General features: G+C 74.5%; 21 protein-coding genes and 1 pseudogene. 15 read left to right on the top strand and 7 right to left on the bottom strand.

All coding sequences use genetic code 11. From position 1 onward, the window contains the following. Positions 1 to 84: 84 nt before the first annotated feature. Positions 85 to 597: a nuclear transport factor 2 family protein gene (locus J7W19_RS19205; protein ID WP_004945142.1), complete on the top strand. Its 513-nt coding sequence runs from the start codon at positions 85 to 87 to the stop codon at positions 595 to 597. Next, positions 594 to 1,523 carry an NAD(P)H-binding protein gene (locus tag J7W19_RS19200; RefSeq protein WP_004945140.1) on the top strand — a complete coding sequence of 310 codons (930 nt, stop codon included), beginning with the start codon at positions 594 to 596 and terminating at the stop codon, positions 1,521 to 1,523. Before J7W19_RS19205 ends, J7W19_RS19200 begins: the two co-directional genes overlap by 4 nt. Here the strand turns inward: J7W19_RS19200 and J7W19_RS19195 are convergent. Next, on the bottom strand, positions 1,499 to 2,410 hold the full coding sequence (locus J7W19_RS19195) for a trypsin-like serine peptidase (protein ID WP_004945137.1): 912 nt from the start codon (positions 2,408 to 2,410) through the stop codon (positions 1,499 to 1,501). The genes J7W19_RS19200 and J7W19_RS19195 overlap by 25 nt on opposite strands. Positions 2,411 to 2,588: 178 nt before the next feature. On the opposite strand from J7W19_RS19195, the gene J7W19_RS19190 reads away from it, so the two are divergent. After that, a complete protein-coding gene (locus tag J7W19_RS19190; RefSeq protein WP_201768221.1) occupies positions 2,589 to 2,993 on the top strand; it encodes a hypothetical protein in 405 nt (134 codons plus the stop codon). Between the two features lie 338 nt (positions 2,994 to 3,331). Here J7W19_RS19190 and J7W19_RS19185 read toward each other — a convergent pair whose 3' ends face one another. After that, positions 3,332 to 4,012 carry a DUF6585 family protein gene (locus J7W19_RS19185; RefSeq protein ID WP_004945130.1) on the bottom strand — a complete coding sequence of 227 codons (681 nt, stop codon included), beginning with the start codon at positions 4,010 to 4,012 and terminating at the stop codon, positions 3,332 to 3,334. 391 nt (positions 4,013 to 4,403) lie between these two features. Next, positions 4,404 to 7,520 (bottom strand): sacsin N-terminal ATP-binding-like domain-containing protein, encoded by a 3,117-nt coding sequence (locus J7W19_RS19180; protein WP_004945127.1) that lies wholly within the window; start codon positions 7,518 to 7,520, stop codon positions 4,404 to 4,406. Positions 7,521 to 7,786: 266 nt separating this feature from the next. Between J7W19_RS19180 and J7W19_RS19175 the strand changes: the two genes are divergently transcribed. Beyond that, positions 7,787 to 8,038, top strand: a complete 252-nt coding sequence (locus J7W19_RS19175; RefSeq protein WP_411848860.1) for a cupredoxin domain-containing protein — start codon at positions 7,787 to 7,789, stop codon at positions 8,036 to 8,038. Positions 8,039 to 8,328: 290 nt separating this feature from the next. Here the strand turns inward: J7W19_RS19175 and J7W19_RS19170 are convergent, their stop codons facing one another. Next, positions 8,329 to 9,243, bottom strand: coding sequence for a DUF3027 domain-containing protein (locus J7W19_RS19170; RefSeq protein WP_004945121.1), 915 nt, complete (start codon positions 9,241 to 9,243; stop codon positions 8,329 to 8,331). Between the two features lie 344 nt (positions 9,244 to 9,587). Here J7W19_RS19170 and J7W19_RS19165 point away from each other — a divergent pair, with 344 nt between their 5' ends. The 4 genes and pseudogenes from J7W19_RS19165 to J7W19_RS19150 all read left to right on the top strand — a co-directional run bounded on the left by J7W19_RS19165 (position 9,588) and on the right by J7W19_RS19150 (position 13,527). Further along, on the top strand, positions 9,588 to 11,060 hold the full coding sequence (locus J7W19_RS19165) for an MFS transporter (protein ID WP_004945119.1): 1,473 nt from the start codon (positions 9,588 to 9,590) through the stop codon (positions 11,058 to 11,060). Positions 11,061 to 11,240: 180 nt separating this feature from the next. Further along, positions 11,241 to 11,699, top strand: coding sequence for a hypothetical protein (locus J7W19_RS19160; protein ID WP_040889846.1), 459 nt, complete (start codon positions 11,241 to 11,243; stop codon positions 11,697 to 11,699). A gap of 2 nt (positions 11,700 to 11,701) precedes the next feature. After that, positions 11,702 to 12,412 (top strand): annotated as a pseudogene (locus J7W19_RS19155) (futalosine hydrolase); the annotation flags it as partial. A 245-nt stretch (positions 12,413 to 12,657) separates the two neighbouring features. Further along, positions 12,658 to 13,527, top strand: coding sequence for a 1,4-dihydroxy-6-naphthoate synthase (locus tag J7W19_RS19150; protein ID WP_004945114.1), 870 nt, complete (start codon positions 12,658 to 12,660; stop codon positions 13,525 to 13,527). Positions 13,528 to 13,586: 59 nt separating this feature from the next. Here J7W19_RS19150 and J7W19_RS33680 read toward each other — a convergent pair whose 3' ends face one another. Beyond that, positions 13,587 to 13,970 carry a cold-shock protein gene (locus J7W19_RS33680; protein ID WP_004945111.1) on the bottom strand — a complete coding sequence of 128 codons (384 nt, stop codon included), beginning with the start codon at positions 13,968 to 13,970 and terminating at the stop codon, positions 13,587 to 13,589. 345 nt (positions 13,971 to 14,315) lie between these two features. Between J7W19_RS33680 and J7W19_RS19140 the strand changes: the two genes are divergently transcribed. Further along, positions 14,316 to 14,561, top strand: coding sequence for a hypothetical protein (locus tag J7W19_RS19140; protein WP_004945108.1), 246 nt, complete (start codon positions 14,316 to 14,318; stop codon positions 14,559 to 14,561). Between the two features lie 40 nt (positions 14,562 to 14,601). Here J7W19_RS19140 and J7W19_RS19135 read toward each other — a convergent pair whose 3' ends face one another. Further along, a complete protein-coding gene (locus J7W19_RS19135; protein WP_004945105.1) occupies positions 14,602 to 15,270 on the bottom strand; it encodes an HAD family hydrolase in 669 nt (222 codons plus the stop codon). Positions 15,271 to 15,608: 338 nt separating this feature from the next. On the opposite strand from J7W19_RS19135, the gene J7W19_RS19130 reads away from it, so the two are divergent. From J7W19_RS19130 to J7W19_RS19120, 3 genes are read left to right on the top strand one after another with little or no spacing between them, the layout of a single operon-like run. Next, positions 15,609 to 16,682 carry a FecCD family ABC transporter permease gene (locus J7W19_RS19130; protein WP_004945102.1) on the top strand — a complete coding sequence of 358 codons (1,074 nt, stop codon included), beginning with the start codon at positions 15,609 to 15,611 and terminating at the stop codon, positions 16,680 to 16,682. Further along, positions 16,679 to 17,809: a FecCD family ABC transporter permease gene (locus tag J7W19_RS19125; RefSeq protein WP_004945099.1), complete on the top strand. Its 1,131-nt coding sequence runs from the start codon at positions 16,679 to 16,681 to the stop codon at positions 17,807 to 17,809. Before J7W19_RS19130 ends, J7W19_RS19125 begins: the two co-directional genes overlap by 4 nt. Continuing rightward, the gene (locus J7W19_RS19120; protein WP_004945095.1) at positions 17,806 to 18,648 is read left to right on the top strand and encodes an ABC transporter ATP-binding protein; all 843 of its coding nucleotides are present in this window, start codon (positions 17,806 to 17,808) and stop codon (positions 18,646 to 18,648) included. The genes J7W19_RS19125 and J7W19_RS19120 overlap by 4 nt, the downstream gene beginning before the upstream one ends. A gap of 10 nt (positions 18,649 to 18,658) precedes the next feature. Here J7W19_RS19120 and J7W19_RS19115 read toward each other — a convergent pair whose 3' ends face one another. Further along, the gene (locus J7W19_RS19115) at positions 18,659 to 19,474 is read right to left on the bottom strand and encodes a class I SAM-dependent methyltransferase (protein WP_040889879.1); all 816 of its coding nucleotides are present in this window, start codon (positions 19,472 to 19,474) and stop codon (positions 18,659 to 18,661) included. A gap of 55 nt (positions 19,475 to 19,529) precedes the next feature. Between J7W19_RS19115 and J7W19_RS19110 the strand changes: the two genes are divergently transcribed. The 3 genes from J7W19_RS19110 to J7W19_RS19100 all read left to right on the top strand — a co-directional run bounded on the left by J7W19_RS19110 (position 19,530) and on the right by J7W19_RS19100 (position 22,016). Further along, complete coding sequence (locus tag J7W19_RS19110) at positions 19,530 to 20,258, top strand: GntR family transcriptional regulator (RefSeq protein WP_040889877.1); 729 nt, start codon at positions 19,530 to 19,532, stop codon at positions 20,256 to 20,258. Positions 20,259 to 20,387: 129 nt separating this feature from the next. Further along, positions 20,388 to 20,804 carry an NUDIX hydrolase gene (locus J7W19_RS19105; protein WP_004945087.1) on the top strand — a complete coding sequence of 139 codons (417 nt, stop codon included), beginning with the start codon at positions 20,388 to 20,390 and terminating at the stop codon, positions 20,802 to 20,804. 210 nt (positions 20,805 to 21,014) lie between these two features. Next, positions 21,015 to 22,016, top strand: a complete 1,002-nt coding sequence (locus J7W19_RS19100; RefSeq protein ID WP_004945084.1) for a helix-turn-helix domain-containing protein — start codon at positions 21,015 to 21,017, stop codon at positions 22,014 to 22,016. The last annotated feature ends 97 nt before the right edge of the window (positions 22,017 to 22,113 follow it).

Raw genomic sequence — 22,113 nt, 5'->3', positions numbered from 1 at the left:
TGCTAAGCGGACCGACGGTCCGTTACGTTGAAACGGACCGCTGGTCCGCATCTTTTGGTTCCCCATCCTAGGGAGGACACCGCCATGACCCCACCCCGCCTCACAGACGCGTCCCCGGACGACGACGCCGCCGCCGTCGTCCGCCGCGGCCTGGACCTGCTGCTGGCGAAGGACATGGGCGGCTGGGCCGCCCTCTGCCACGACGACGCGGTCGTCGAGTTCCCCTTCGCCCCGCCCGGCTACCCGCGCCGGCTGGACGGCCGGGCGGCCGTCGAGGAGTACGTGGCCGACTACACGGACCACATCGACCTCCACGCGTTCCCCTCCGTCGAGATCCACCGGACCACCGCGCCGGAGACCGTGATCGTCGAGATGCGGGCCACCGGGCGGACGGTCGCCACCGGCGAGCCGTACGTCATGGACTACATCGCCGTCGTGACCGTCCGGGACGGGCGCTTCGTCCGCTACCGGGACTACTGGAACCCGCTCGCCCTGCCCGGTTCCACGCTCGACGCCAAGTCCGTCCCATCCGTCCCGACCGTTCCCTCCGTCCCTTCCGTCCCCTCCGTCCCCTCCGTCCCGGCGGACGCGGCATGACCGCCGGCACGATCCTCGTCACCGGCGCCACGGGGACCACCGGCAGCCGGCTGACCGCCCGGCTGACCGCGCTCGGGCAGCCGGTGCGGGCGGCGTCCCGGACGCCCGCGGACGGGTCGCACGGCGTCGATCGGTACGGCTTCGACTGGTACGACCCCGCCGGCCACGAGGCCGCCCTGCGCGGCGTCGACCGCCTCTACCTCGTCCCGCCCGTCGCCGCGTCCGACCCCGCCGCCGTGATGCTGCCCTTCCTCGAACGCGCCCGCGCGGCGGGCGTGCGGCGCGCCGTGCTGCTGAGTTCGTCCGCGCTGCCCGCCGGCGGACCGGGCGCCGGGAAGGTCCACGCGGCGCTGGCGGACGGCCTGTTCGCGGAGTGGGCGGTGCTCCGCCCGTCCTGGTTCATGCAGAACTTCCGCGGCGGCCACGCGCACGCCCGGAGCCTCCGCGAACACGGGGAACTGGTGACGGCGACCGGCGACGGGCGCGTCGCCTTCATCGACGCGGACGACATCGCGGCGGTCGCCGCCCGCGCCCTCACGGACCCGGTGGCCCCCTGCCGCGACCTCGTCCTCACCGGCCCGCGTGCCCTCGGCTACGCCGAGGTGGCGGCGGTCTTCATGGACGTCACCGGCCGCCCGGCCCGCCACCGGCCCGTCCCCGCGCCCGTACTGCGCGAACGGCTGGTCGCGGACGGTCTCCCCGAGCCGTTCGCGGCGCTGCTCGCACGGCTCGACGAGGACATCGCGGCGGGGGTGGAGGACCGGGTGACGGACGAGGTGCGGCGGGTGACGGGGCGCGAGCCGCGCGACTTCCGCGCGTTCGCGGAGGAGGCGTTCGCGGGGGACGAGCGCGGCGGGCGCGTCCGGTCGGGTCCCGGCTCGGCATCCGGTGAGGTCCCGGCTCAGCGGCTCAGCGCCCGCTCGTAGACGGCCTTCGCGACCGCGCCGAAGCGGGGGCCGGACATCGTCCGGCTGCCGTCCGGGGAGTCACCGTGGCTGTTGACCGATACCAGCGTCCCCAGACCGGACTTGGCGTCGAAATCGGCCAGCCAGGGGCCGCCGCTCGACCCGCCCGCCATGTCGCAGGGGATGACCACCTCGTCGTCGGGTCCCGCCTTGGTCGTCCCCGTGCAGGCCAGCAACTCCTCGCCGCGCTGCGGGCGGGACGCCGGGTAGCCGAAGGACGTCACCTTCGCACCGGGCTTCCGGTCGAACGCGATCGACTGGCCGCCGACCGCGTCCGTCAGCCTCCGGCCCTTGACCGGGTCGACGGTCAGCGCGGCGACGTCACCGACCGCGTCCTTCGCCCAGGACGCGGGCGTCACGGTCGCGGCGACCGGGAAGACGCCGTACGGGCGCTCCCCCTTGTCATAGCCGGGCACGAACACGAGGTCCGTGTACGTGTTGACGGGCGAGGCCGGACGGCGGACGCAGTGCGCGGCCGCCATCACCACGGAACGGTTGCCGCTGCGGACGGCGGTGGCGGTGCACCAGGTGTCGTCGCCGTTGGCGTTGACGAAGAACAGCCGCCCGACGGTCTTCATCCGCGGGCCCTTCCAGGGTTTCGCCAGCGGGCCGGTCCTGCCGAGGTCCACGGCGAGGCCGGTCTTCCGCATCCGCTCCGGCGTCCAGTAGGCGAGCGCCTGCCGGCGCTCCTTCGCCGTGTACGCCACCTCGGCGACGGCCGGCGCGGCAGCCCGGCCGGCCGCACGGGAAGTGGGGGCCGCGGAGGCGGCGGAGGCGGCGCCGAACGTCACGGCGGCGGCCAAGGCGGCGGAGGCGAGCCTGCGGCGGTTGGGGCGGGGAGCGCGCATGAGGCGGTGTCTCCTGACGGAGGGGAGGGGACGGTTCGGTTCCGGGTCGGTTCCGGGCGTGGAGACGATCACGGCAACCGGACGGTTCCGCCCGATCCGAGGAGCTTCACCCTGCCCGGATCCGGTCGGCTGCCGACGATGGGAAACGCCTGGGATCCGTACAGGTTGCTCGACCGGCATGGTCCGCGGACGCGACGAACGCGCCGTCACCCACGAGGTCTTCGACGGACTGCCTCCCGGCAAGGTGCCTGCTCACCTTCGCGGCATCCTCGTCGCCACAGGCACCCTGCCACCGCGCGACGAACGGCTCGCCGCCCTGGAAAAATGGATCACTGCAACAGTCCAGGCTCACCCGGACCCCGTAGAACGCCGGATCCTGGTCGGCATTCGACCTCAGCAGGACCCTCGCCACCGACGCCGGTCGACGAACCAGCCGGCGGACCGCTCCGCCCGCCGACAACGGAGAAGAGTGCACCGGTCCACCACGGCATCCTGGTTCGACGACTTCGAGGTGTCCGCACCAACCCTGATCCACTTCCTCGAACAGCTCCGCCAAGCTGTCACAGCCTTCGCACGCCGCTGAGACCCCTCACCCCATGCCCACGGCTTCCGCAGCCGCTCTCGGCCGACCCTCAGTCAGGACGACGAGCACGCTTGCGTCCACCCGAGGTCCAGGAGGCCGGCCCGCCGTGCCGGCGTTCGCAGTTGTCGTACCGCAGGTGCAGCCGACGGAGGTCCTGCAGCGCGGCGACGGGGAACGGGTGCCGAACCCACTTCGCCTTGTAGCCGTCCTCCCCGTGGAGCCGGACCACCACCGCCCCCCCTGCCAGTGATCTCCTGCCCGAAGACGGTACAGCGGCGTTGACGGCGGCCCTCACACGGAACGGCCCGTGGTCGGCACCCGCCACCCGGGCGCCCGCCTCAGCCCACGCGCGGCGGTGACTCGCGGAGTTCGGCGAGGAGGGTCAGGAAGAGGCCGTAGTCGGGGATGACCGCGAGCTCCCGCTCGCACTTCTTCGGCCGACCGTCGGACAGTTCCACCGTGAGCCAGCCTTCCTTGGTCCTGGCCGGGCCGACGTACTCCCACGGCACCGGCCGCTTCCCCTTCCAGATCAGGCCGTCCCGGCTGAGGCCGAAGTCCCCGAAGGAGACTTCATATCCCTGCCGCAGCCGCTCCCGGGCGGCCGGCAGCCGGCGGGTGGCGACGTGTTCGCGGATCGCCTCGCCGAGCCCGAAGTACCGGTACCCGTGATCGCCCCGGCTCTTGTAGTAGGCGCTGATCCGCAGCGGCCCGCCGTGCGCGCAGGCGATGGTGAAGGTGAAGTACGTCGCGTCGTAACGGCCGTTGTACGTACGGTCGGCGACCCGCGCGGTCACCTCCGTCATGTCGGCGAGGCGGAACACCTCCGCCGGCCCGCCGTGGTCCTGGCGGACGACGCCGCGCGCGAACTCGTAGACCCGGTTGATCTTCCTGCGCGACAGGCCGCTCGTCAGCGCGTACACGTCGACCGGTTGCCCGAGCTCCTGGCGTTCGGCGGCGTCCCGCGCCTCCGGCGTGAGGACGCGCCATTCGCCGTCCCTGGGCAGCAGTATCTCCGGCATGTGGCACCCCCGTGTGTCCGATCAGGTACCGGGGCAGCGTAACGCCGAAGCGCCGGGCCGCCCCCGCCTGCGGCCCCGGGCGCACCTTCCGAAGCCGTCCGCCTCCGCCACCCCGAAGGGCAAGCCCAGCCCCACCTCCGCGAGCCGGGACCCCGACCCGGGCACGTACGGCTACGTCCGGCAGTCACCGGGCCGTACCAGGAGTACCCGGCCGTCTCCCTCGCCGCGTCGGGCGCGAAGCCCTGCTACCACCGTTCCGCCGTCAACGCGTACGGCCACACCTGGACCTACGCCCGCGCGGCCGGCACGAGCGCCGCGGGCCGGATGTCCAACGACAGCCTCATCCGTCAGAACGGCCCTTCCACTCCCTGCCGTTGACCGTGACGACGCGTCAGTCGAACCACCGGTCCCGCGCGAGTTCCGTCGTCCGCGACGGGTCCTCCAGCAGCGCCGCGGCCTCGAAGCGGCGGGACCAGTGGCCGGCCGCCCAGGCGAGGCCGGCGGCCACGCCCTCCAGCGTGGTGGCGTGCAGGACGCCGTCCGGGCCGAGGCGCCAGTCCAACTCCACGTCCCCGACGTGCAGTTCCTCGTGCTCGACGTACGTCGTCGGCGCGTCGGGGAGCAGGACGCGGACGCCGTCGGGGACCTCGCGGAGTTCCCCCGCGCTCGCCTCCACCACCGCGGGTACCGCCTCGCTCAGCCGTCGCACCTGCAACAGCTCCGCGAGGTCGGCGGCGCGGTCCGGGCGGACGGGCAGCAGCGGCAGGCCCGCGGCGAGCGGGAGGAGGTCGGGAGCGTCCGCGACCAGCGCGTCCGCCGCGTCGACGACCCGCACCTCGCCGTCGACGACGGCCCGCAGCTCGTCGGGGAGGGTCACCTCCTCGGGGTCGAGCGCGGCCAGCAGGCCGTAGAGGGCGTGCAGCCGGTCGGCGCGTACCGGCCGCTCGGGGTCCGCGAGGCGGGCCAGCAGCTCGGCGGCGCCGCCCGGTTCGTCGAGCAGGGCCGCGGCGGTGGTGCGGACGCCGAGGGCGCGCAGCACCTGCTCGTCCGCGAACCCGGTCGCGTCCGCCTCCTCGTACAGGCCCTCCAGCAGCGGGTCGCCGCCGGCGGCGCGCAGCCCGGCGGGGCGGCGGCCGTCCAGGACCGGGTGGCCACGCAGCCACCAGGCGGTGTACGGGCGGACGCTCTCCGTCGTGCCGTCCGGCAGCAGGACGCGGACGGGCGCGGTGAGCGCGTCGCGCAGCGGCGGCCGGGACAGCATGGCGAGGGCCCGCGGCCAGGCGTCGTCGGCGACCAGGTCGAGGTCGCGGACGGCGGTGAGTTCGGTCGCCACGGGCGGCACGGGCGTCTCGGGAAGCCCGTCGAGGACGTCCTCGCACCACACGTCGACGGCGTCCAGCAGCCCGGCGTCCTCGGGCTCGGGGAAGTCACCGTCGCGCGGCTCCAGTTCGTCCGGGTCGAGGACGACGTCGGTGGCCCGGACGAGGGCGAAGTCGGCCAGGACGCCGACGGCGGTGAGCGGCTGCCCGCCCCAGCGCTCGGCGAGCGCGGCGTCGCAGGCGGCGAGTTCGCCGGGGCGGATGACCTGCTCGAACGGGCTGCCGGGGAGGACGAGTTCGCCGGCGGGGGCGAGTTCGCCGTCCTCGTCGGGGAGGGCGAGCGCGGCGAGCCACGGCTCGTCGCCGGGCGCGAGGTTCGCGTCGCGGACGAGCGCGAGGACGGTGTCGGCCAGTTCGTCGGGGTCGAGGGCGTCCTCGTCCCACGACTCGGCCGCGTCGAGCGAGTGCGCCACCGCGGCCCGCACCTGCGGGGTGGTGAGCACCGCGCGCGGCGAGGACGGCGTGGCGCCGAGCTTCTCCAGCAGCGGGTGGGCCGCCGCCGGGTGGGCGATCTTCAGGCCGAGCCGGGACAGCCGCTCCGCGCCGGACGCCGCCTCGGCGTCGGCGGGCGGCAGCAGCACCTGGCGGGGGCCGATCGCGGTGCGGCTGCCGTCGGCGAGGGGGACGGGCAGGCCGCTCAGCCGGTCCGGGTCCACCCCGGCGAGGCTGTCGTACAGCCGCCACCACCACTCCGCCGTCCGCTCGACGCCCGCGAGCCGGTCGATCGTCTCCCCCAGCGAGACCCGTGCCACACCGAGCGCGCGCAGCTCCTGGCGGCGCTCCAGCCCCGCCGGCAGCAGGCTGCGGAACAGCTCGCCGAGCACCGCGACGGTGGCCGCGCTCGCGCCCTCCACGATCTCCGCCTCGGCGGGCCGCAGCGCGTACGGCTCCTCGCCCTCCGGCGCGGCGGACGCGCTCGGCAGGAACGCCACCCTCGGCAGCCGCTCCAGCACCAGGCTGCGCAGCTCCGCGTCGAGCGGGCTCTGCGCCAGCGGCGACGGGACGAGGTCGAGGATGCCGGCCGTCACCGGCCGCCAGTCGCGCAGCAGCGCGGTGTACGCCTCGGCGGCGCGGCCCACGAGGAAGTCGGTGAGCGGGCCGGGCGCGGCGTGCCGGCGCGTCGGATCCATCGGGAACGTGGCGATCAGCAGGGCGGGCAGGCCCAGCGGCTCGTCGGTGGGGGTCGGGGCGTGCAGCACCGGCGCGGTCCGCGGGCGGGCGGGCGCGCCGTCCGGGCCCACGGGGACGGCCCAGGTCAGCGCCCAGTCGGGGCGCAGCCGCTCCTCGACCGGGCGGTCGGCGAGCAGCGCCGGGTCCAGCCGCCCGCCGGCCCGCTCGACGCGCCAGCGGGTGGTCTCCCCCGCGCTGTCCTCGACGACGACGTGCCCGGCCTCCTGATGCGCCGTCAGGATGCGTGGTGCGGCGCCCGGCAGCTCGACGACGAGTTCCCGCAGCCCGGGGAGGGCGAGCAGGAGGGCGTCGTCCACGCCCGCGAGCAGCCGCTCGGCGAGGTCCTGCGCGGCGCCGTCGCGCAGCGGCAGCACGACGACGGTGTCGTAGCCCTCGGGCGCCGTGCCCTCGGCGGGCAGCGGCAGCCGGAGCAGCGGGACGTGGCCCTCGCGGCGGCGCAGTTCGTCGCCGAGCGCGGGCGCTCCGGCCGCGGCCTGCTCCGCCAGGCCGCGCGCCTCGGCCAGCGACCAGCGGACACCACCCGAACGACTGATCACCGCGGGCTCGTCGCTGACGGCGAGGACGGCCGCGAAGCCGACGCCGAAGCGGCCCGCCGCGCCCGTCTCCTCCCGCTTGGCCGACGCGCGCAGCGTCGCCAGCGACTCGACTCCCGCCGCGTCCAGCGGCGCCCCGGTGTTCGCCGCCGCGAGCACCGCCGGGCCGTCGGCGTGCGCCGGGTGCAGCGTCAGCCGCAGCCGGCCCGGGACGCCCGCGCGGGCGGCGGCGTCGGCGGCGTTCTGCGCCAGCTCGACGACGAGACGGTCGCGGTAGCCGCCGAGCGCCAGGTCCTCCTCGGCGTTGGCGTCCTCCCGGAACCGGGCCGCCGACGCCGTCCAGGCGTCCAGCACCCCCCGGCGGAGGCGGCCGGTACCGAACGGGTCCGTCGCTGTGCCGCTCACGTCGTCTCGTCTCCTCTGCGTGGAGCCTTGCCCACGGGGTGGGCCTTGCAAGGGTGAACGTACCGTGCGGGTGTTCGCGGGGTGGCGGAGTGGGGTGGCCCGGGGCGCGGGCGGGCCGCAGCACCGGCGCCCGTCACCCACGGGCGCCCCGCGGGAGCGGCAGGGCCCCACCGCCGGACTCGTAAGGATGACAGGCCGGTTGGAGCGGGCGACGGCGGGGCAGATGCCCTCGTCCGGCGGGTCGCACTCCCCGAGGACGAGAGGAGATCCCCATGGCCACTGTCTCCATCCGCGATTTCTCCTTCATCCCCAGCCAGTTGACGGTCGTCGCCGACGACTCGGTCACCTGGACCAACGACGACGGCACCGACCACACGGTGACGGCCGACGACGGCTCCTTCGACTCGGGCCCCTTCGGTCCGGGCGCTTCCTTCACCCACACCTTCAGGCAGAGCGGGACGTTCCCGTACCACTGCGACATCCACCCGGACATGAGGGCGACGGTGACGGTCACCTGAGAGCGGGCCGCGCCGGGGGCAGGGCGGTCGCCGGGGGCGCCGGTGTCGGCACCGCCGCACCGAGCGACGAGGCGTACGCCGGCCGTTCGCTCGGTTCCGTCCGGGAACGCCGACGGCACCACCGGCGGGCGGCCACCCCCGCGTACGACCCGCGTGTACCCCGGGCACAACGCGCCGTGCCGCCCGGAAACCGGACACGGCCCCGGCCGCCGTGGCCACCGTGGCCGCCGAGCGGCGCGGCGCGTCCCGGCGGCCGGGCCGTCGCCCGGTCCGGCGCGCCGCGCGAGCGGCTACGCGTGCCCCAGGTCCTCGTCGCCCGCCGCGGCGCCGGAGTCGCGGGCCGCGTCGCCCATCGGCAGCACGTCCACGACCGTCTCGTCGATGACGGGTGGCGCCGGGCGCGGCGGCTTGGGCATGACGGCGGCCTCGGAGTGGCCGCCGCAGCCGTAGGAGAGGGAGACGACGTGGCCGTCGGCGGCGCCGAACTCGTTGCCGCAGATGCCGAAGGCCTGGCCGAGGGAGCCGCCGATGGGGATGAGGAAGCCGCAGCTGACGCAGGAGGCGGGGGCGGCCTGGGCCATGGGCGTCTTGGCGCCGTGCGACTCGTCCCAGCGGTCGGCGGCGATGTGCAGGCCGTAGCGGGACAGGACGCGGGCGCGGCGCATGCCGAGTTCTTCGGCGAGGGAGGTGAGGGAGCCGCGCGCCGGGGCGGTCGGCTGGGCGGCGGGCGGGCCGGGCGCCACCTCGGCGTCCTCCGCGTCGGCGAGGTCGGCCAGCTCGTGGGAGAGGCCCTCGGGGGCGACGACGGAGTTCGGCGGCGGCTCCTCGGCGCCCGTCCAGCCCGGCTCCAGCCGCAGGTCGTCGGCCTCGGTGGGCAGCAGGTCGCCGGGGCCGAGGTCGCCGGGGCGCAGCCGCTCGCTCCAGGGCACCCATTCGGGCGCGAGGAGGGCGTCGGGGCCGGGCAGCAGAACCGTCTCGTCGAGCGTGACGTTCTTGGCGCGGGAGGCGCGGGCGACGGTGACGGCCCAGCGCCACCCGCGGTAGCCGGGGTCGAGGCAGCGGAAGTAGTGCGTGACGACGCGGTCCCCGTCGGCGACGACCTCGACGTGGTCACCGACCTGCCCGGGGTGCGCGGCCTCCTCGGCCGCCGTACGGGCCAGTTCGACCGCCTCGGCGCACAGGCGGTCCGGGGTACGGCTTCGCATCGCAGCACTCACAAGAATCGATTCTCTCTTCCACGCCGTCTCACGAGTGCGCCAGCCGAGCGGCCGGGCCGGCGGACGGAGCGGACCGGAGGACCGCGTCGACGTCCGCGCCCGAACGGCCTCGGGCGCACCTGGTCATGTCCATTCTGCGGGATCGAGACTCGGCGCGCGGCCAAGAACGACCGCTGGTGGCGCGTGGGGCACGCTACCCCGGGTGGCCACCCGGGGGATACCCGGGTTTCGGTGAGCTCCCCGCGTCGCTCCGGTACGCCCCCGGGAGCCCCCGGGAGAAGCGACCCGGCCGAGTGTGCCGTACTCCGCTCCAGGTGGGGCAAGATGACGTCGTGGGTGTCATCCGGTCAGCACATGGCGGTCCGCTCCGCCGGGGCGGCCGGAGCGTCGGCCGCGCCCTGCGCGCGCCCGTCGCGTTCGCGGCGCGCGGCATCCGCAAGGCGACGCACGCGCACGGCGCGGGCGAGTCGGGCCTGGCCAAGCTGATCGAGCTGCACGCGGTGCACTCCGCGGGCGACATGCTCATCACCATCGCGCTGGCCTCGACCGTCTTCTTCTCCGTCCCCACCGACCAGGCCCGCGGCCGGGTGGCGCTCTACCTGGCGATCACCATGGCGCCGTTCACCCTTCTGGCCCCGGTGATCGGCCCGCTGCTGGACCGGCTCCCGCACGGGCGGCGGGCCGCCATGGCCGCGGCGATGATCACCCGGGTGGTCCTGGCGCTGACCATGACGGGCGCGGTCGCCACCGGCGGCCTGGAGCTCTACCCGGCGGCCCTCGGCGTGCTGGTGGCCTCCAAGGCGTACGGGGTGGTGCGGTCGGCCGTCGTGCCACGGCTGCTGCCACCACGGATCTCGCTGGTGAAGGCGAATTCCCGGGTGACACTGGGGGGACTGCTGGCCACGGGAGTGGCGGCCCCGCTCGGAGCGGGGCTGCACCACCTGGGGCCGGCCTGGCCGCTGTACGGCGCGTGCGTCGTCTTCCTGCTCGGCGCCTACCTGTCGCTGTCCCTGCCGCACGTGGTCGACTCGGCGAAGGGCGAGGCCCGCGCCCGCCTCGCGTCCGACGAGCACCGGCGCCACCGGCCCCACCTGCACCGGCACGACCGGCCTCCCGCCCTGCCGCGGCGGTCCGCCGCCGGCCGGCGCGGGCCCGGCCCGTGGCGGGCGTGGCGGGAGCGGCGGGCGCTCCGGGAACGCCGTCCCAAGCCCGGGCTCCGTACCGTCGGCCGCTCGGTACTGCACGCGCTCCAGGCGAACAGCGCGCTCCGCATGCTGTCCGGTTTCCTCACCTTTTTCCTGGCGTTCCTGCTCCGCGTCCACCCGCTGGACGGACTCAGCCCGGCGTTCTCGCTGGGCATGGTCGCGGTGGCGGCCGGCGGCGGGAACGCCCTCGGCACGGCGATCGGCGCGCTGCTGCGCTCCCGCGGCCCGGAGAAGACGATCGCCGTCGTCCTCACCGCGGCGCTGGCCTCGACGGTCGTCGCGGCGGTGCTCACCAACGCGTTCTTCATCGTCCTCGTCGCGGCGGTCGCGGGCATCTCGCAGGCGCTGGGCAAGCAGTCGCTGGACTCGCTGATCCAGCGGGACGTCCCGGAGGAGGTCCGGACGTCCGCGTTCGCCCGGTCCGAGACCCTGCTCCAGATGTCGTGGGTGCTCGGCGGCGGCATCGGCATCCTGCTGCCGCTCAACGGCGTCCTCGGCATGGCGGTGGCCGCCGGGTTCCTGGCGCTGGGCGTGGCGACGGCCGTCCGGGGCCTGCTGACGGCCGCCCGGCGGGGCACACCGCATCCGCGGGTCGCGTGACGGGCGGCGGCCGCCGGTGCGCCCCGGCGGCCGGGCACGGCTCGCCGCGGCGGCACACCGGCGCTACGGGCTACGGGCCACGGGCCACGGGCCACGGGCCACGGCATGATCCACGGCGGTCCGACACGGCTCGCCGCACCCGCGCGTCACGGGATTGACGTGGCCAGATAGCCTGCCCGCATGACCGCTGCGTTTTTCCGGGGCAGAAGCCGCCGCGCCGCTGCCGCACTCGGGGCCGTGACCTTCGGTGTCGTCGCCCTCTCCGCCTGCGACAAGCCCACTCCGCTGACGACGCTGACCGTCGGCAAGTCCGAGGTCCACTCCGAGGCCGCCTGCTACAACGGCAAGCAGGGCATCTCCGAGAAGGACTTCGAGGACTGCGCCAAGGAGAGCGGCAAGACCGTCAAGGTGAACGTCGACGACGACCTCCACATCGGCGTCGACCCCAAGGTCGCCAAGAAGGGCTGGACGGCCATCATCAACAACCGCCCGACCGGCCCGTGGTCGAAGACGTACCGCACCATCCCGGTCCGGAACTACCTCCAGTCCGGCATGGAGGAGGCCAGGGTCACCATCGTCATGTACGGCGAAGGCAAGCCGTACGGCGTGTGGAACTACACGCTCAAGAACGACAGCTGACGATGCGCGTCCTCGTCGTCACCGCCGTCGCCGCCGAGCGGTCGTCCGTGACGGCCGCCGCCGGTCCGGCGGGTCCCGAGGATCCCGCGCCCGCGGAAACAGCGCTGCCCGGCGGCGCCGTCCTGCACCGGACGACGGCGTCCGGCGTGACGTACGACGTGCTGGCGGCCGGGGTGGGCCCCGCCGCGGCGGCGGCCGGCACGGCCACGGCCCTGACGGCGGCGGCGCTCGCCGGCGCCCCGTACGACCTGGCGGTCTCGGCGGGCATCGGCGGCGGCTTCGCCCCCGGGGCGCCGCTCGGCGGGCTCGTCGTCGCGCGCCGCATCGTCGCCGCCGACCTGGGCGCGGCCACGTCGGAGGGCTTCCTGCCCGTCACCGAGCTGGGCTTCGGCGTCGACGCGCACCCGGTGGACGACGCGCTCGTCCGCGCGGTCGGCGCGGCGACGGGCGCCCGGCCCGGGGCCGTACTGACCGTCTCCACCGTGACCGGCACGGCGGCCCGCGCCGCCGAACTGGCCACCGCGCACCCGGACGCCCTGGCCGAGGCCATGGAGGGCTTCGGCGTGGCCGAGGCAGCGGCGGCGCACGGCGTGCCGGTGCTGGAACTGCGGGCCGTCTCCAACGCGGTCGGCCCCCGCGACCGGGCCGCCTGGCGCATCGGGGACGCGCTCGCCGCCCTGACGGAGGCGTTCCGGGCGCTGGGCCCGGCCTTGACGGAGGCGTTCCGGGCCGCGGGAGCGGAGCCGTCGGCGACGGCGACGGCGACGGCGACGGCGACGGCGACGGCGACGGCGACGGCGACGGCGACGGCGACGGCGACGGCGACGGCGACGGCGACGGCGACGGCGACGGAAGCGATACGACCTGCCGAAGCCTCCGCCGCCACTCCCGCCGCCACCTCCGCCGTCACTCCCTCCGTCACCCCAGAGGACATCACCGAGGAAGGCCGCCGAGACTGATGGACCGGACGCCCGTGGACCAGCCGATCCGCATCGCCTACTCCCCCTGCCCCAACGACACGTTCGTCTTCGACGCCTGGGCGCACGGCCGGATCCCCGGCGCGCCGCCGCTGGACGTGACGTTCGCGGACATCGACGTCACCAACGGCATGGCGGAGCGCGGCGAGCTCGACGTGCTCAAGGTGTCGTACGCGGTGCTCCCGTGGGTGCTGGACGAGTACGCGCTGCTGCCCTGCGGCGGCGCGCTGGGGCGCGGTTGCGGGCCGCTGGTGCTGACCGCCGGCGGGATCGCCGACCCGGCGGAGCTGGCGGGCCGGACGGTCGCGGTGCCGAGCGAGCGCTCGACCGCCTACCTGCTGTTCCGCCTGTGGGCGGCGGCCGAGGTGCCGGGCGGGGTGGGCGAGATCGTCGTCCTGCCGTTCCACGAGATCATGCCGGCGGTGCGGGACGGCAAGGTGGACGCCGGTCTGGTGATCCACGAGGCCCGGTTCACGTACGGGAACTACGGGCTCACCCGCCTCGCCGACATGGGCGAGCACTGGGAGGCCACCACCGGCCTGCCCATCCCGCTGGGCGCGATCGTCGCCAGGCGCTCGCTGGGCGCGGAGATGCTGACGCGGCTGGCCGAGGCGGCCCGGACGTCCGTGCGGATGGCCTGGGACGACCCGGAGGCGTCCCGTCCGTATGTGCTGGAGCACGCTCAGGAGATGGACCCGGCCGTCACCGACCAGCACATCGGGCTGTACGTCAACGAGTTCACCGCCGACCTCGGGGAGAGCGGCTACGCGGCGGTCCGCGGCCTGCTGACCCGGGCGGCGGCGGAGGGACTGGTACCGGCCGTGGGACCGGACGCGCTCAGGTTCGTCTGACGCGCGCCCGGTCTCCGTACGGTGCGTCCGGCGGGCGTCCCGGACCGGTCACCCGACGGTCAGACGTCGAGCTGGTCCGCCACCGCCCGCAGCATGTTGGCGATCTTGGAGCCCGACGCCTTGTCGGGGTAACGGCCCCGCTCCAGCTGCTGGGTGACGTTCTCCAGGAGGGTGGTCAGGTCCTGGACGATCGAGGCCAGCTCGTCGGGCTTGCGGCGCTGCGCCGCCGCCACGGAGGGGGTGGGGTCCAGAACCGTCACGGAGAGCGCCTGGTCACCGCGCTGCCCGGCGACGACGCCGAACTCCACGCGCTGGCCTGGCTTGAGGGCGTCGACCCCGTCCGGGAGCACCGAGGAGTGCACGAAGACGTCTCCGCCGTCGTCGCGGGAGAGAAAGCCGAAGCCCTTCTCGCTGTTGAACCACTTGACCTTGCCGGTAGGCACGTCTGTCCTCGTCCTCGTACTCGTCGGAAATCGGAAACGGTCGGAATGTATCGGAAACGGTCGGTAAGTGTGGGAAGTTATCGAAACATCTGAAAGCAAGTAAAAACGGCTCCGGATAGCACGGCAGCGGGTCGCGAAACCCGCTGAACCGAAGCCAGAACCAAGGCTAATGGTCCCGGGCCCGGTGACAAGACGTCCTCAGGTCGTACCTCTGCGCGTCCGGCGCGCCTCCGGTGGTGTCCGCTCCCGCCCCGCCGCCGGGCGGTCCCTCCGCGCCGCTCCTGGTCACAGCCCTGCCGGGCAGCCGCGGGCGCACGCCCGCCACAAGGCAACTACCCTGCTCGGGTGAGCAACGAAACGCCCCAGGCCGGGGATCTGCTGGTGCGCGCTGGCGCGATCGTCTTCCTCGTGGGCGCAGTGGCCACCATGGCCACCGTCGCCCCGCTCTTCCTGGGCGCCGACCCACTGCCGTCGGCCGCCTACTTCGTGTGCATGCTCATGGGCGTCGGCTTCGTGATCGCGGCGGCCGGCGTCCTGCGCACCGCCGCCGACCAGCGGCGGCGCGCACGGGAGGCGTCGGCGGCGCGCTGATCCGGGGCGGGCGGCCGGGCTTTCAGGCCGGTCAGGCCGGTCAGGCCGAAGTCGCCGCCCCCTCCGCCACCGCCGCCCGGTGCGCCCGGAGCCAGCGGGGGAAGTCCGCGAGCCCGTCGAGGACGACGTCCGCGCCGGCGGCGCTCAGTTCGCCGGCCGGGCAGGGGCCGGTGGGGACGGCGACCGACAGGGCGCCCGCGGCGTGGGCGCCCCGGACGTCGCCGGTGTGGTCACCGACGTAGACGCCGGCGCCGTGCTCGCGGAGGGCGACCGCCTTCTGCTCGGCCCACAGGTCGCCGATCAGCGCGTCCGGCTCCAGGCCCAGGTGGTCGAGGTGGAGCCGGGCGTTCCCGCCGTGCTTGGCGGTGACGACGATCGACCGGCCGCCCAGTTCCCGTACGGCGGCGAGGGCCTCCCGGGCGCCTGGCATCGCGAGCGAGCCGGTGATCGCGAGCTCCCGGTACAGGGCGCGGTAGCGATCGGCCACCCGCGGCACGTCCGCCTCCGGGAACCACTCCCGCAACTCCTGGAACAGCGGCGGCCCGAGCCGGCTGACCGCCAGCTCGGCGTCGATGAACACACCGGTCTCGGCGGCCAGGGCCTCGTAGGTCGTCCGGATCCCCGGCCGGGAGTCGATCAGCGTCATGTCCAGGTCGAAGCCGACGGTGAAGGGGGCTGCCGGTACGGCGGCGCGGGGCTGCGTGGTCATGCGGCTCATTGTGCGCGCGGGGACCGGACCACCGCGCGGGCGGGGTCGGTACAGCGGTGGCGCGCGACGGAACGGTGGAGCCGGCGGGCGCGCGAGGGACCCCTACGCACCCTGGCCCGCGTACGTGCCCCGCGTACCCGCCCCTCCTCGGCGGCGGGCCCCCGCCGTAGACTTAGCCTGACCTAACTCGGGCCAATCGGTCAGAGCGGTCGTGCGCGCCGCCGTGTCCGCGTGGCGCCCGCGCACGAGCCCTCGCCGTACGTCCCGACGCCCCACCCGTCCCCGACTCGACGCCGTCCCCCGCCCGCCCCACCGAGAGAGCCGCCGGAACCCGCGCCGTGGAAGCCATACCCGCCCCACCCGACCCGGTCGGCTCCCCCACCCCGCCACCACCGTCCACCCCCAATCCCGGTCCCGTCGCCCTCCGCCGTCGCGTCGGCTGGACGGCCGCCGCCGTCGTGGCGCTGCTGGCCGCGGTGCTGCTCAGCCTGGCCGTGGGCAGCCGGACGATCCCGCCGGACCGCGTCCTCGACGCCCTGTTGCACGGCGGGGACGACACGACGGCCGGCGTCGTCCGCTCGCTGCGGCTGCCGCGGACGCTGATCGGCCTGATGACGGGGGCCGCCCTCGCCATGGCCGGGGTGGTGATGCAGGGCGTCACCCGCAACCCGATCGCCGATCCGGGGATCCTCGGCGTCAGCCAGGGCGCCTCGCTGGGCGTCGTCCTCGCCATCGCCGCCGCCGGGGTGCACACGCTGGCGGGGCAGGTGTGGTTCGCGTTCGCGGGCGCGGCGGTGGCGTCCGTCGCGGTGTACGCGATCGCCTCGCGCGGTCGCGGCGGCGCGTCGCCCGTCAAGCTGGCGCTCGCCGGGGCGGCGATCAACGCGCTGCTGGTCTCGGTGATCTCCGGCGTGCTGACCACCCGGGCGTCGGCGCTGGAGGAGTTCCGGTTCTGGCAGATCGGCTCGCTGGCCGGCCGGGACCAGGCGATCGTGGGCCAGATGTGGCCGTTCCTGCTGGCGGGGACGGTGCTGGTGGTGTCCGTGGCGCGCGGTCTCGACGCGCTCGCGCTCGGCGAGGACGTGGCGCGCGGCCTCGGCCGCAATGTCGCGGCCGTGCGGATCGCGGCCGGCACCGGCGCCACCGTGCTCACCGGCGTGGGGGTCGCGGCCGCCGGCCCGATCGCGTTCGTCGGCCTGGCGGTGCCGCACATCGCCCGGGCGCTCGTCGGCGGCGACCACCGCCGGCTGCTGCCGATGGCGGCGCTGCTCGGGCCGGTCGTCCTGCTCCTCTCCGACGTCGTCGGACGGGTGATCTACGCGGACAGCGAGGTTCCGGCGGGTGTGATGACGGCCCTCATCGGCCTCCCGTTCCTCGTCGGGCTCGCCCGCCGCAGGAAGGTGGCGGCATGACGGCGCCGTCCCCCGGACGTACGGGAACCACCGGATCCCCCTCCCGACGTACGGAAACCACCGGGAACCCGTCCCGCCCGTCCCGCCCCACCGGCTACACGCTCCTCCGCACCCGCTCCGGCCGGGCCTCCTTCCTCCTGCACCGCCGGAGCGCGGCCGTCGCCCTCTGCCTGGCGGCGGCACTGGCCGCCGCCTGCCTCGCCTACCTGTGCGTGGGCGACACCTTCGTGGCGCCGGGCTCGGTCGTGGACGTCCTCCTCGGCCGGCCGTCCCCCGACGAACTGGTCGTCGGCACCTTCCGGCTGCCGCGCATGACCGTCGGCCTGCTGGTGGGCGCCGCGTTCGGCATCGCGGGGGCGCTCATCCAGACAGTGGCCCGCAACCCGCTCGCCAGCCCGGACATCATCGGGGTGTCGCAGGGCGCGGGGGCGCTGACGGTCGGGGCGATGACGTTCGGCGTCACCTCGTACGCGACGCTCCCCTACGTCTCCACGGCGGGCGGGCTGCTCGCCGCCGCCCTCGTCTACGTCTTCGCGTGGCGCGGCGGACTGCACGCGGGCCGGTTCGTGCTCATCGGCATCGGTTTCGCCATCGCGCTGCGGGCGGTCACGCAGTTGTTCCTGACCAAGGGCGACTACCTGGTCGCCCAGCAGGCGAAGGTGTGGATGACCGGTTCGCTCAACGGCGCCGGCTGGGACGCGGCGGCGCCGGTGGCGTGGACGCTGCTGGTGCTCGCCGTCCCGCTGTGCTGGGCCGCGCGGGCACAGCGCACGGTCGCGCTGGACGACGCCACGGCCACCGCGCTGGGCGTCCGCCTGAACCGGGTGCGGGCGGGGCTCGTCCTGCTCGGCGTCGTCCTCGCCTCCGTGGCGACGGGCGCGGCGGGCCCGGTGGACTTCGTCGCGCTGCTCGCCCCGCAGATCGCCCGCCGTACGACGCGGACGGACCGGATCCCGCTCGTCTGCTCCGCCCTGACGGGCGCGTTGATCGTCGTCCTGGCGGACCTGCTGGCCCGCAAGCTCTTCGAACCCACCCAGCTCCCGGTGGGCGTCCTCACGGCCGCGGTCGGCGCGCCGTACCTGATCCGGCTGATCATCCGCGGCCGCACGGGAGGAAAGTCGGCATGACGCAGGAAACGGCCCCCCTGGCGACCCGCACGGCCTCCGCACGGCTGCGCGCCCGCTCCCTCACCCTCGCCTACGAGCAGCGCACGGTCGTGGAGGGCCTCGACCTCGATGTGCCGGACGGCGAGGTCACCGTGATCATCGGCCCGAACGCCTGCGGCAAGTCGACGCTGCTGCGCGCCCTGGGACGGCTGTTGAAGCCGGCGTCCGGTGCGGTCCTCCTGGACGGTGAGGAACTGACCCGCGTCCCCACCCGGCGACTGGCCACCCGCCTGGGCCTGCTGCCGCAGACCCCGGTGGCCCCCGAGGCGATCACGGTCGCCGACCTCGTCGCACGCGGCCGGCAGCCGCACCAGCGCTGGTGGCAGCAGTGGTCGGAGGCCGACGAACGCGCCGTCGCCGAGGCGATGCGGCGCACGGACGTCGCGGCGCTCGCCGACCGCCCGGTCGACGAACTCTCCGGCGGCCAGCGGCAGCGCGTCTGGATCGCCATGGCCCTCGCCCAGGAGACCGATCTGCTCCTCCTCGACGAGCCGACGACCTACCTCGACATCGCCCACCAGGTCGAGGTCCTCGACCTCGTCCGCCGCCTCAACACCGACCGCGGCCGCACGGTCGTCGCCGTCCTCCACGACCTCAACCAGGCCGCCCGCTACGCCGATCACCTCGTCGCCATGAAGAACGGCCGCGTCGTCGCCCAGGGCCGCCCGGCGGACGTGGTGACGGCGGACCTCGTCCGCGACGTCTTCGGCCTGGAGTCGGTGGTCGTCCCGGACCCGGTCACCGGCGGCCCCCTGATCGTCCCGGGGCCCCCGGCACCGGGCCGCGCCGACTCCGTCTGAGCCGGGGGCTTCAGACCCGCGCGACGGCGAGCAGGTGGGACCCGGCGGCGAGAAGTTCCGGGTACGCCTCAGCCATCCGCGCCGCGTCAAGTGCCGCCCGGAACATGGCCGATTCGCCGAGCCGCTCCCCTGTGTGCAGCTCCACGGCCTTCAACAGTCCCCAGGCCGGACCCTCGACCCCGTACAGACGCACGCCCCGGAACCCGGCCAGGCTCAGTTCGTCCGACAGCTCGTCGGCGGTGTGGAAGTAGGCGGCCGTGAACCCCTTGCGCCCGGCTTCATGCCGCCCGGTGGCGAGGATGTCCACGACCGCTTCGCGCACGCCTCCACGGTCGAGCCAGGTGGTGGCCGTGTGCTCGAACAAGGAGGCGTAACGGCTGATCGCCGCGGCGGCGAGCAGGCCGCCGGGCTTGAGGACACGCCGGGCTTCGGCCAGCGCCCGCAGCCGGTCTTCCTGTTCCAGCAGATGGTAGAGCGGCCCGAGAAGCAGTACGGCGTCGCAGGACCGATCGTCCACCGTGAGGCTTCGCGCATCCCCGATCTCGGCCCGGCAACCGGCTTCCCGCGCCGCCTCGACGTGTCGCGGCACAGGATCGACCAGCCGCACGTCGTACCCATCGGCCGCCAGCCACCGCGCGTGCACGCCGGGGCCGCCCCCGACATCCAGGACCACTGCGGGCACGGGCGGCAGGTGCCGGCGCAGCAACTCCTGCGTACGCACCAGTTCGAGCCTGCCGTCGGCGGACGACGTCAACCGCGTTGCCTCGTCGTACCCGTCGGTGTAGAACGCGATGATTTCGGGTGCGACCTCGGGCGGCTGCGTCATGGAGAGCATGCTGTCCCTTGACCGGTCAACCTGTCCAGAGGGTGGGAGTGTGGGCATGCCAGTGCTGAAGTACGAACAGATCGCCGACTCGCTTCGTCGGCGCATCACCGAGGGGGAGTTCGGCCCCGGCGACCTCCTGCCGTCCGGTCGGGACCTGTGCGAGCAGTGGGGCGTCTCGCGGGCGACCGTCAACAAGGCGTTCGAGATGCTGCGCGCGGATGGCGTGGTGGTCTCACGGCAAGGGCTCGGCTTCCTGGTCACGGACGTCCCGCTGGCCAGGCCGGCCGGAGGGCGCCGCGTCGACACCGCCCGGACGTCCGACGGCCGGCCGTTCCGCCGACTCGGCGTTCCGGCCTGGGAGTTGCCGCCCGAGCGAATCCGCGGTGCCCTCGACCTCCGGACCGAGGAGACGGCCTTGCGGCGTGACCGGCTCGTCCTGCTGGACGACGGCTCGCCGCTGTCGCTGGTGAGCGCGTGGTTCCCGCACGAGGTGGCCGACCGATGCCCCCGCCTCGCACAGAAAGGGCCCATCACCGAGGGCACGACCAACTACGTGGCCCGCGAGACCGGGCGGCGCCCGGTCAAAGGCAGTGACGTCACGACGGTCCGGCTTGCCACGGCGGAAGAGGCGGCGCGGTTGGCACGCGAGCAGCCGCTCGCCGTGGCGGTCGACCTGCATGTTGCCTGTGATGCGGCAGGGAACGCATTGGTCTGTGAGGAAGGCGTGACGCCGTCCGACCTCTGGGAACGAGTGGACAACTACCCCATGAGCGCGGGACGTTGATTTGACTGGACCGGTAAACCGGTCCAGTCTGTGCCACGCGGTGTCGTGGCGGCACCTCCGCATGAAGTCGCTGCCGCCTCACACCGCACCTCGGCACTCTCGACGCTCCCGGCGTAAGGACTCGTCGCCATGCCCCCCACACCACTCATCTATGGCCTCGCGCATATCACCGACACCGACGGCCGACTCCTCATGTTCAAGTCCGGCGCCGGAAAGTGGCGGCTTCCCGGCGGGCCTGCCCTCCGAGAGGAGACGGCCCGGAACGCGATGGCTTACTACACCCGCCGCGACCTGCACATCCGCATCGAGCCGCGTTTTGTGCTCGGCATGGAGCTGATCCACGAAAGCCGCTCCACCGCCCACCTGTTCGCATGCACGCCCCTGCACGCCGATGACATCGCGCGCATCAAACTGCCCGGCGCGCGGTCCGACATCGCAGCCTTCGCGTTCGTGGACTACCCGGGCATCGCCGAGGGCGTCAGCCCCCATGAACACCGCCTCGTCACCGAAGCGGCCCGTGCTCTGAGAGGCGCCCGGGCCACCTGACCTGCTCGCAACAGAGCCCCCATCTCCCAGCTGCGCCGCGAGGGCCCGCGGGGACCACTTCACCCCCGTCGGAGTGATCCCCGCGGGCCCGCGTATGCCGCGTGACAGCGGCGTGGCCGACGCTAATCTCCCGTCTGGGGGACGGGATTGGAAGAATGGCGGATCGCCCGACGGCAATCCGCGCACGGGCTTCCGGGAGGAGCGGGGTCCGTGGGGGTCCGGACAACGGCGGCCGTCGTGCAGAAGGCCGATTCGGCACGCCTGGCCTACGGCACCCCGCATCCGTTGCTGACCAGCCACGTTCTGGGCTACACAGGGCAGGATTTCTCGCTCCCCCGACCACGGCTCCGACGGGTGACAGCGCTGGCGGCGGTGATGGTCGTCATCGACTTCGAGGCGCCGGTCCGGCATCTCGTCACCGACGCGGCCGGACCGGCCCCGACGGGGGCGTCCCTGCTCTCCCCGGTGACCGGCCTGTGCGATCGTCCGCTGACGATCCGGCAGTCCGGACGGGAGCACGGCATGGTGCTGCTCCTGACGCCTCTGGGCGCCCGAGCGCTGTTCGGCTTTCCCCTGCGGGAACTGGCCCACACGACCGTGCGCCTCACCGACCTCCTGACCCCCGTGGGCCGTCGGTATGCCGAACGGCTCGCCGAGGCTCCGGACTGGGCCGCGCGATTCCGGATCTGTGACGAGTTCCTGCTGACACGGATCGGCGCGGGGCCGGAACTGCCTCCCCAGGTCGACCACGTCTGGAGACGGCTCATGGGCACGGGGGCGACGTCGATCGGTACCCTGGCCGACGAAGTCGGCTGGTCGAGACAGCACTTGACCGACCGCTTCCACCGGGAGGTCGGACTGGCGCCCAAGCCCCTGGCCCGTATCGCCCGCCTACAGCGCGTCATGGCGCTCATGCGCGGCACTCGTCCGCCCTCCTGGGCCGAAGCCGCCGCGACGTGCGGCTATACCGACCAGTCCCATCTCATCCGTGAATTCCGCCTGCTCACCGGCTGCACGCCGGACGGTTTCCGCGCCCTCACCGACGACTGGTGCGACGTCTACACCGGGGATCCACGCGTGTACGCGGCCGGGCGGTCCTCTCGTGGCTCGCGAGGGCCGTCGCCGGCGACGACGACGTCCACCGGTGGACGGGGAACCGCCGGAGATACCGGATCGAGGGTTCCGGGACCCGGTGCGTCGGGGGGCGGATGACCGCGAACCGGTAACGGGGGACGTCCGGTTGAAGACTCGATGGGAAGAACTCTTTCCCACCCAACCCACCCTTGTCACCCCATCGGGTGACGCGGTG

Source organism: Streptomyces mobaraensis NBRC 13819 = DSM 40847 (assembly GCF_017916255.1).
GTDB lineage: Bacteria > Actinomycetota > Actinomycetes > Streptomycetales > Streptomycetaceae > Streptomyces > Streptomyces mobaraensis.
Note: the sequence above shows the minus strand (reverse complement) of the source record. Positions and strands in the feature narration are given on the sequence as shown.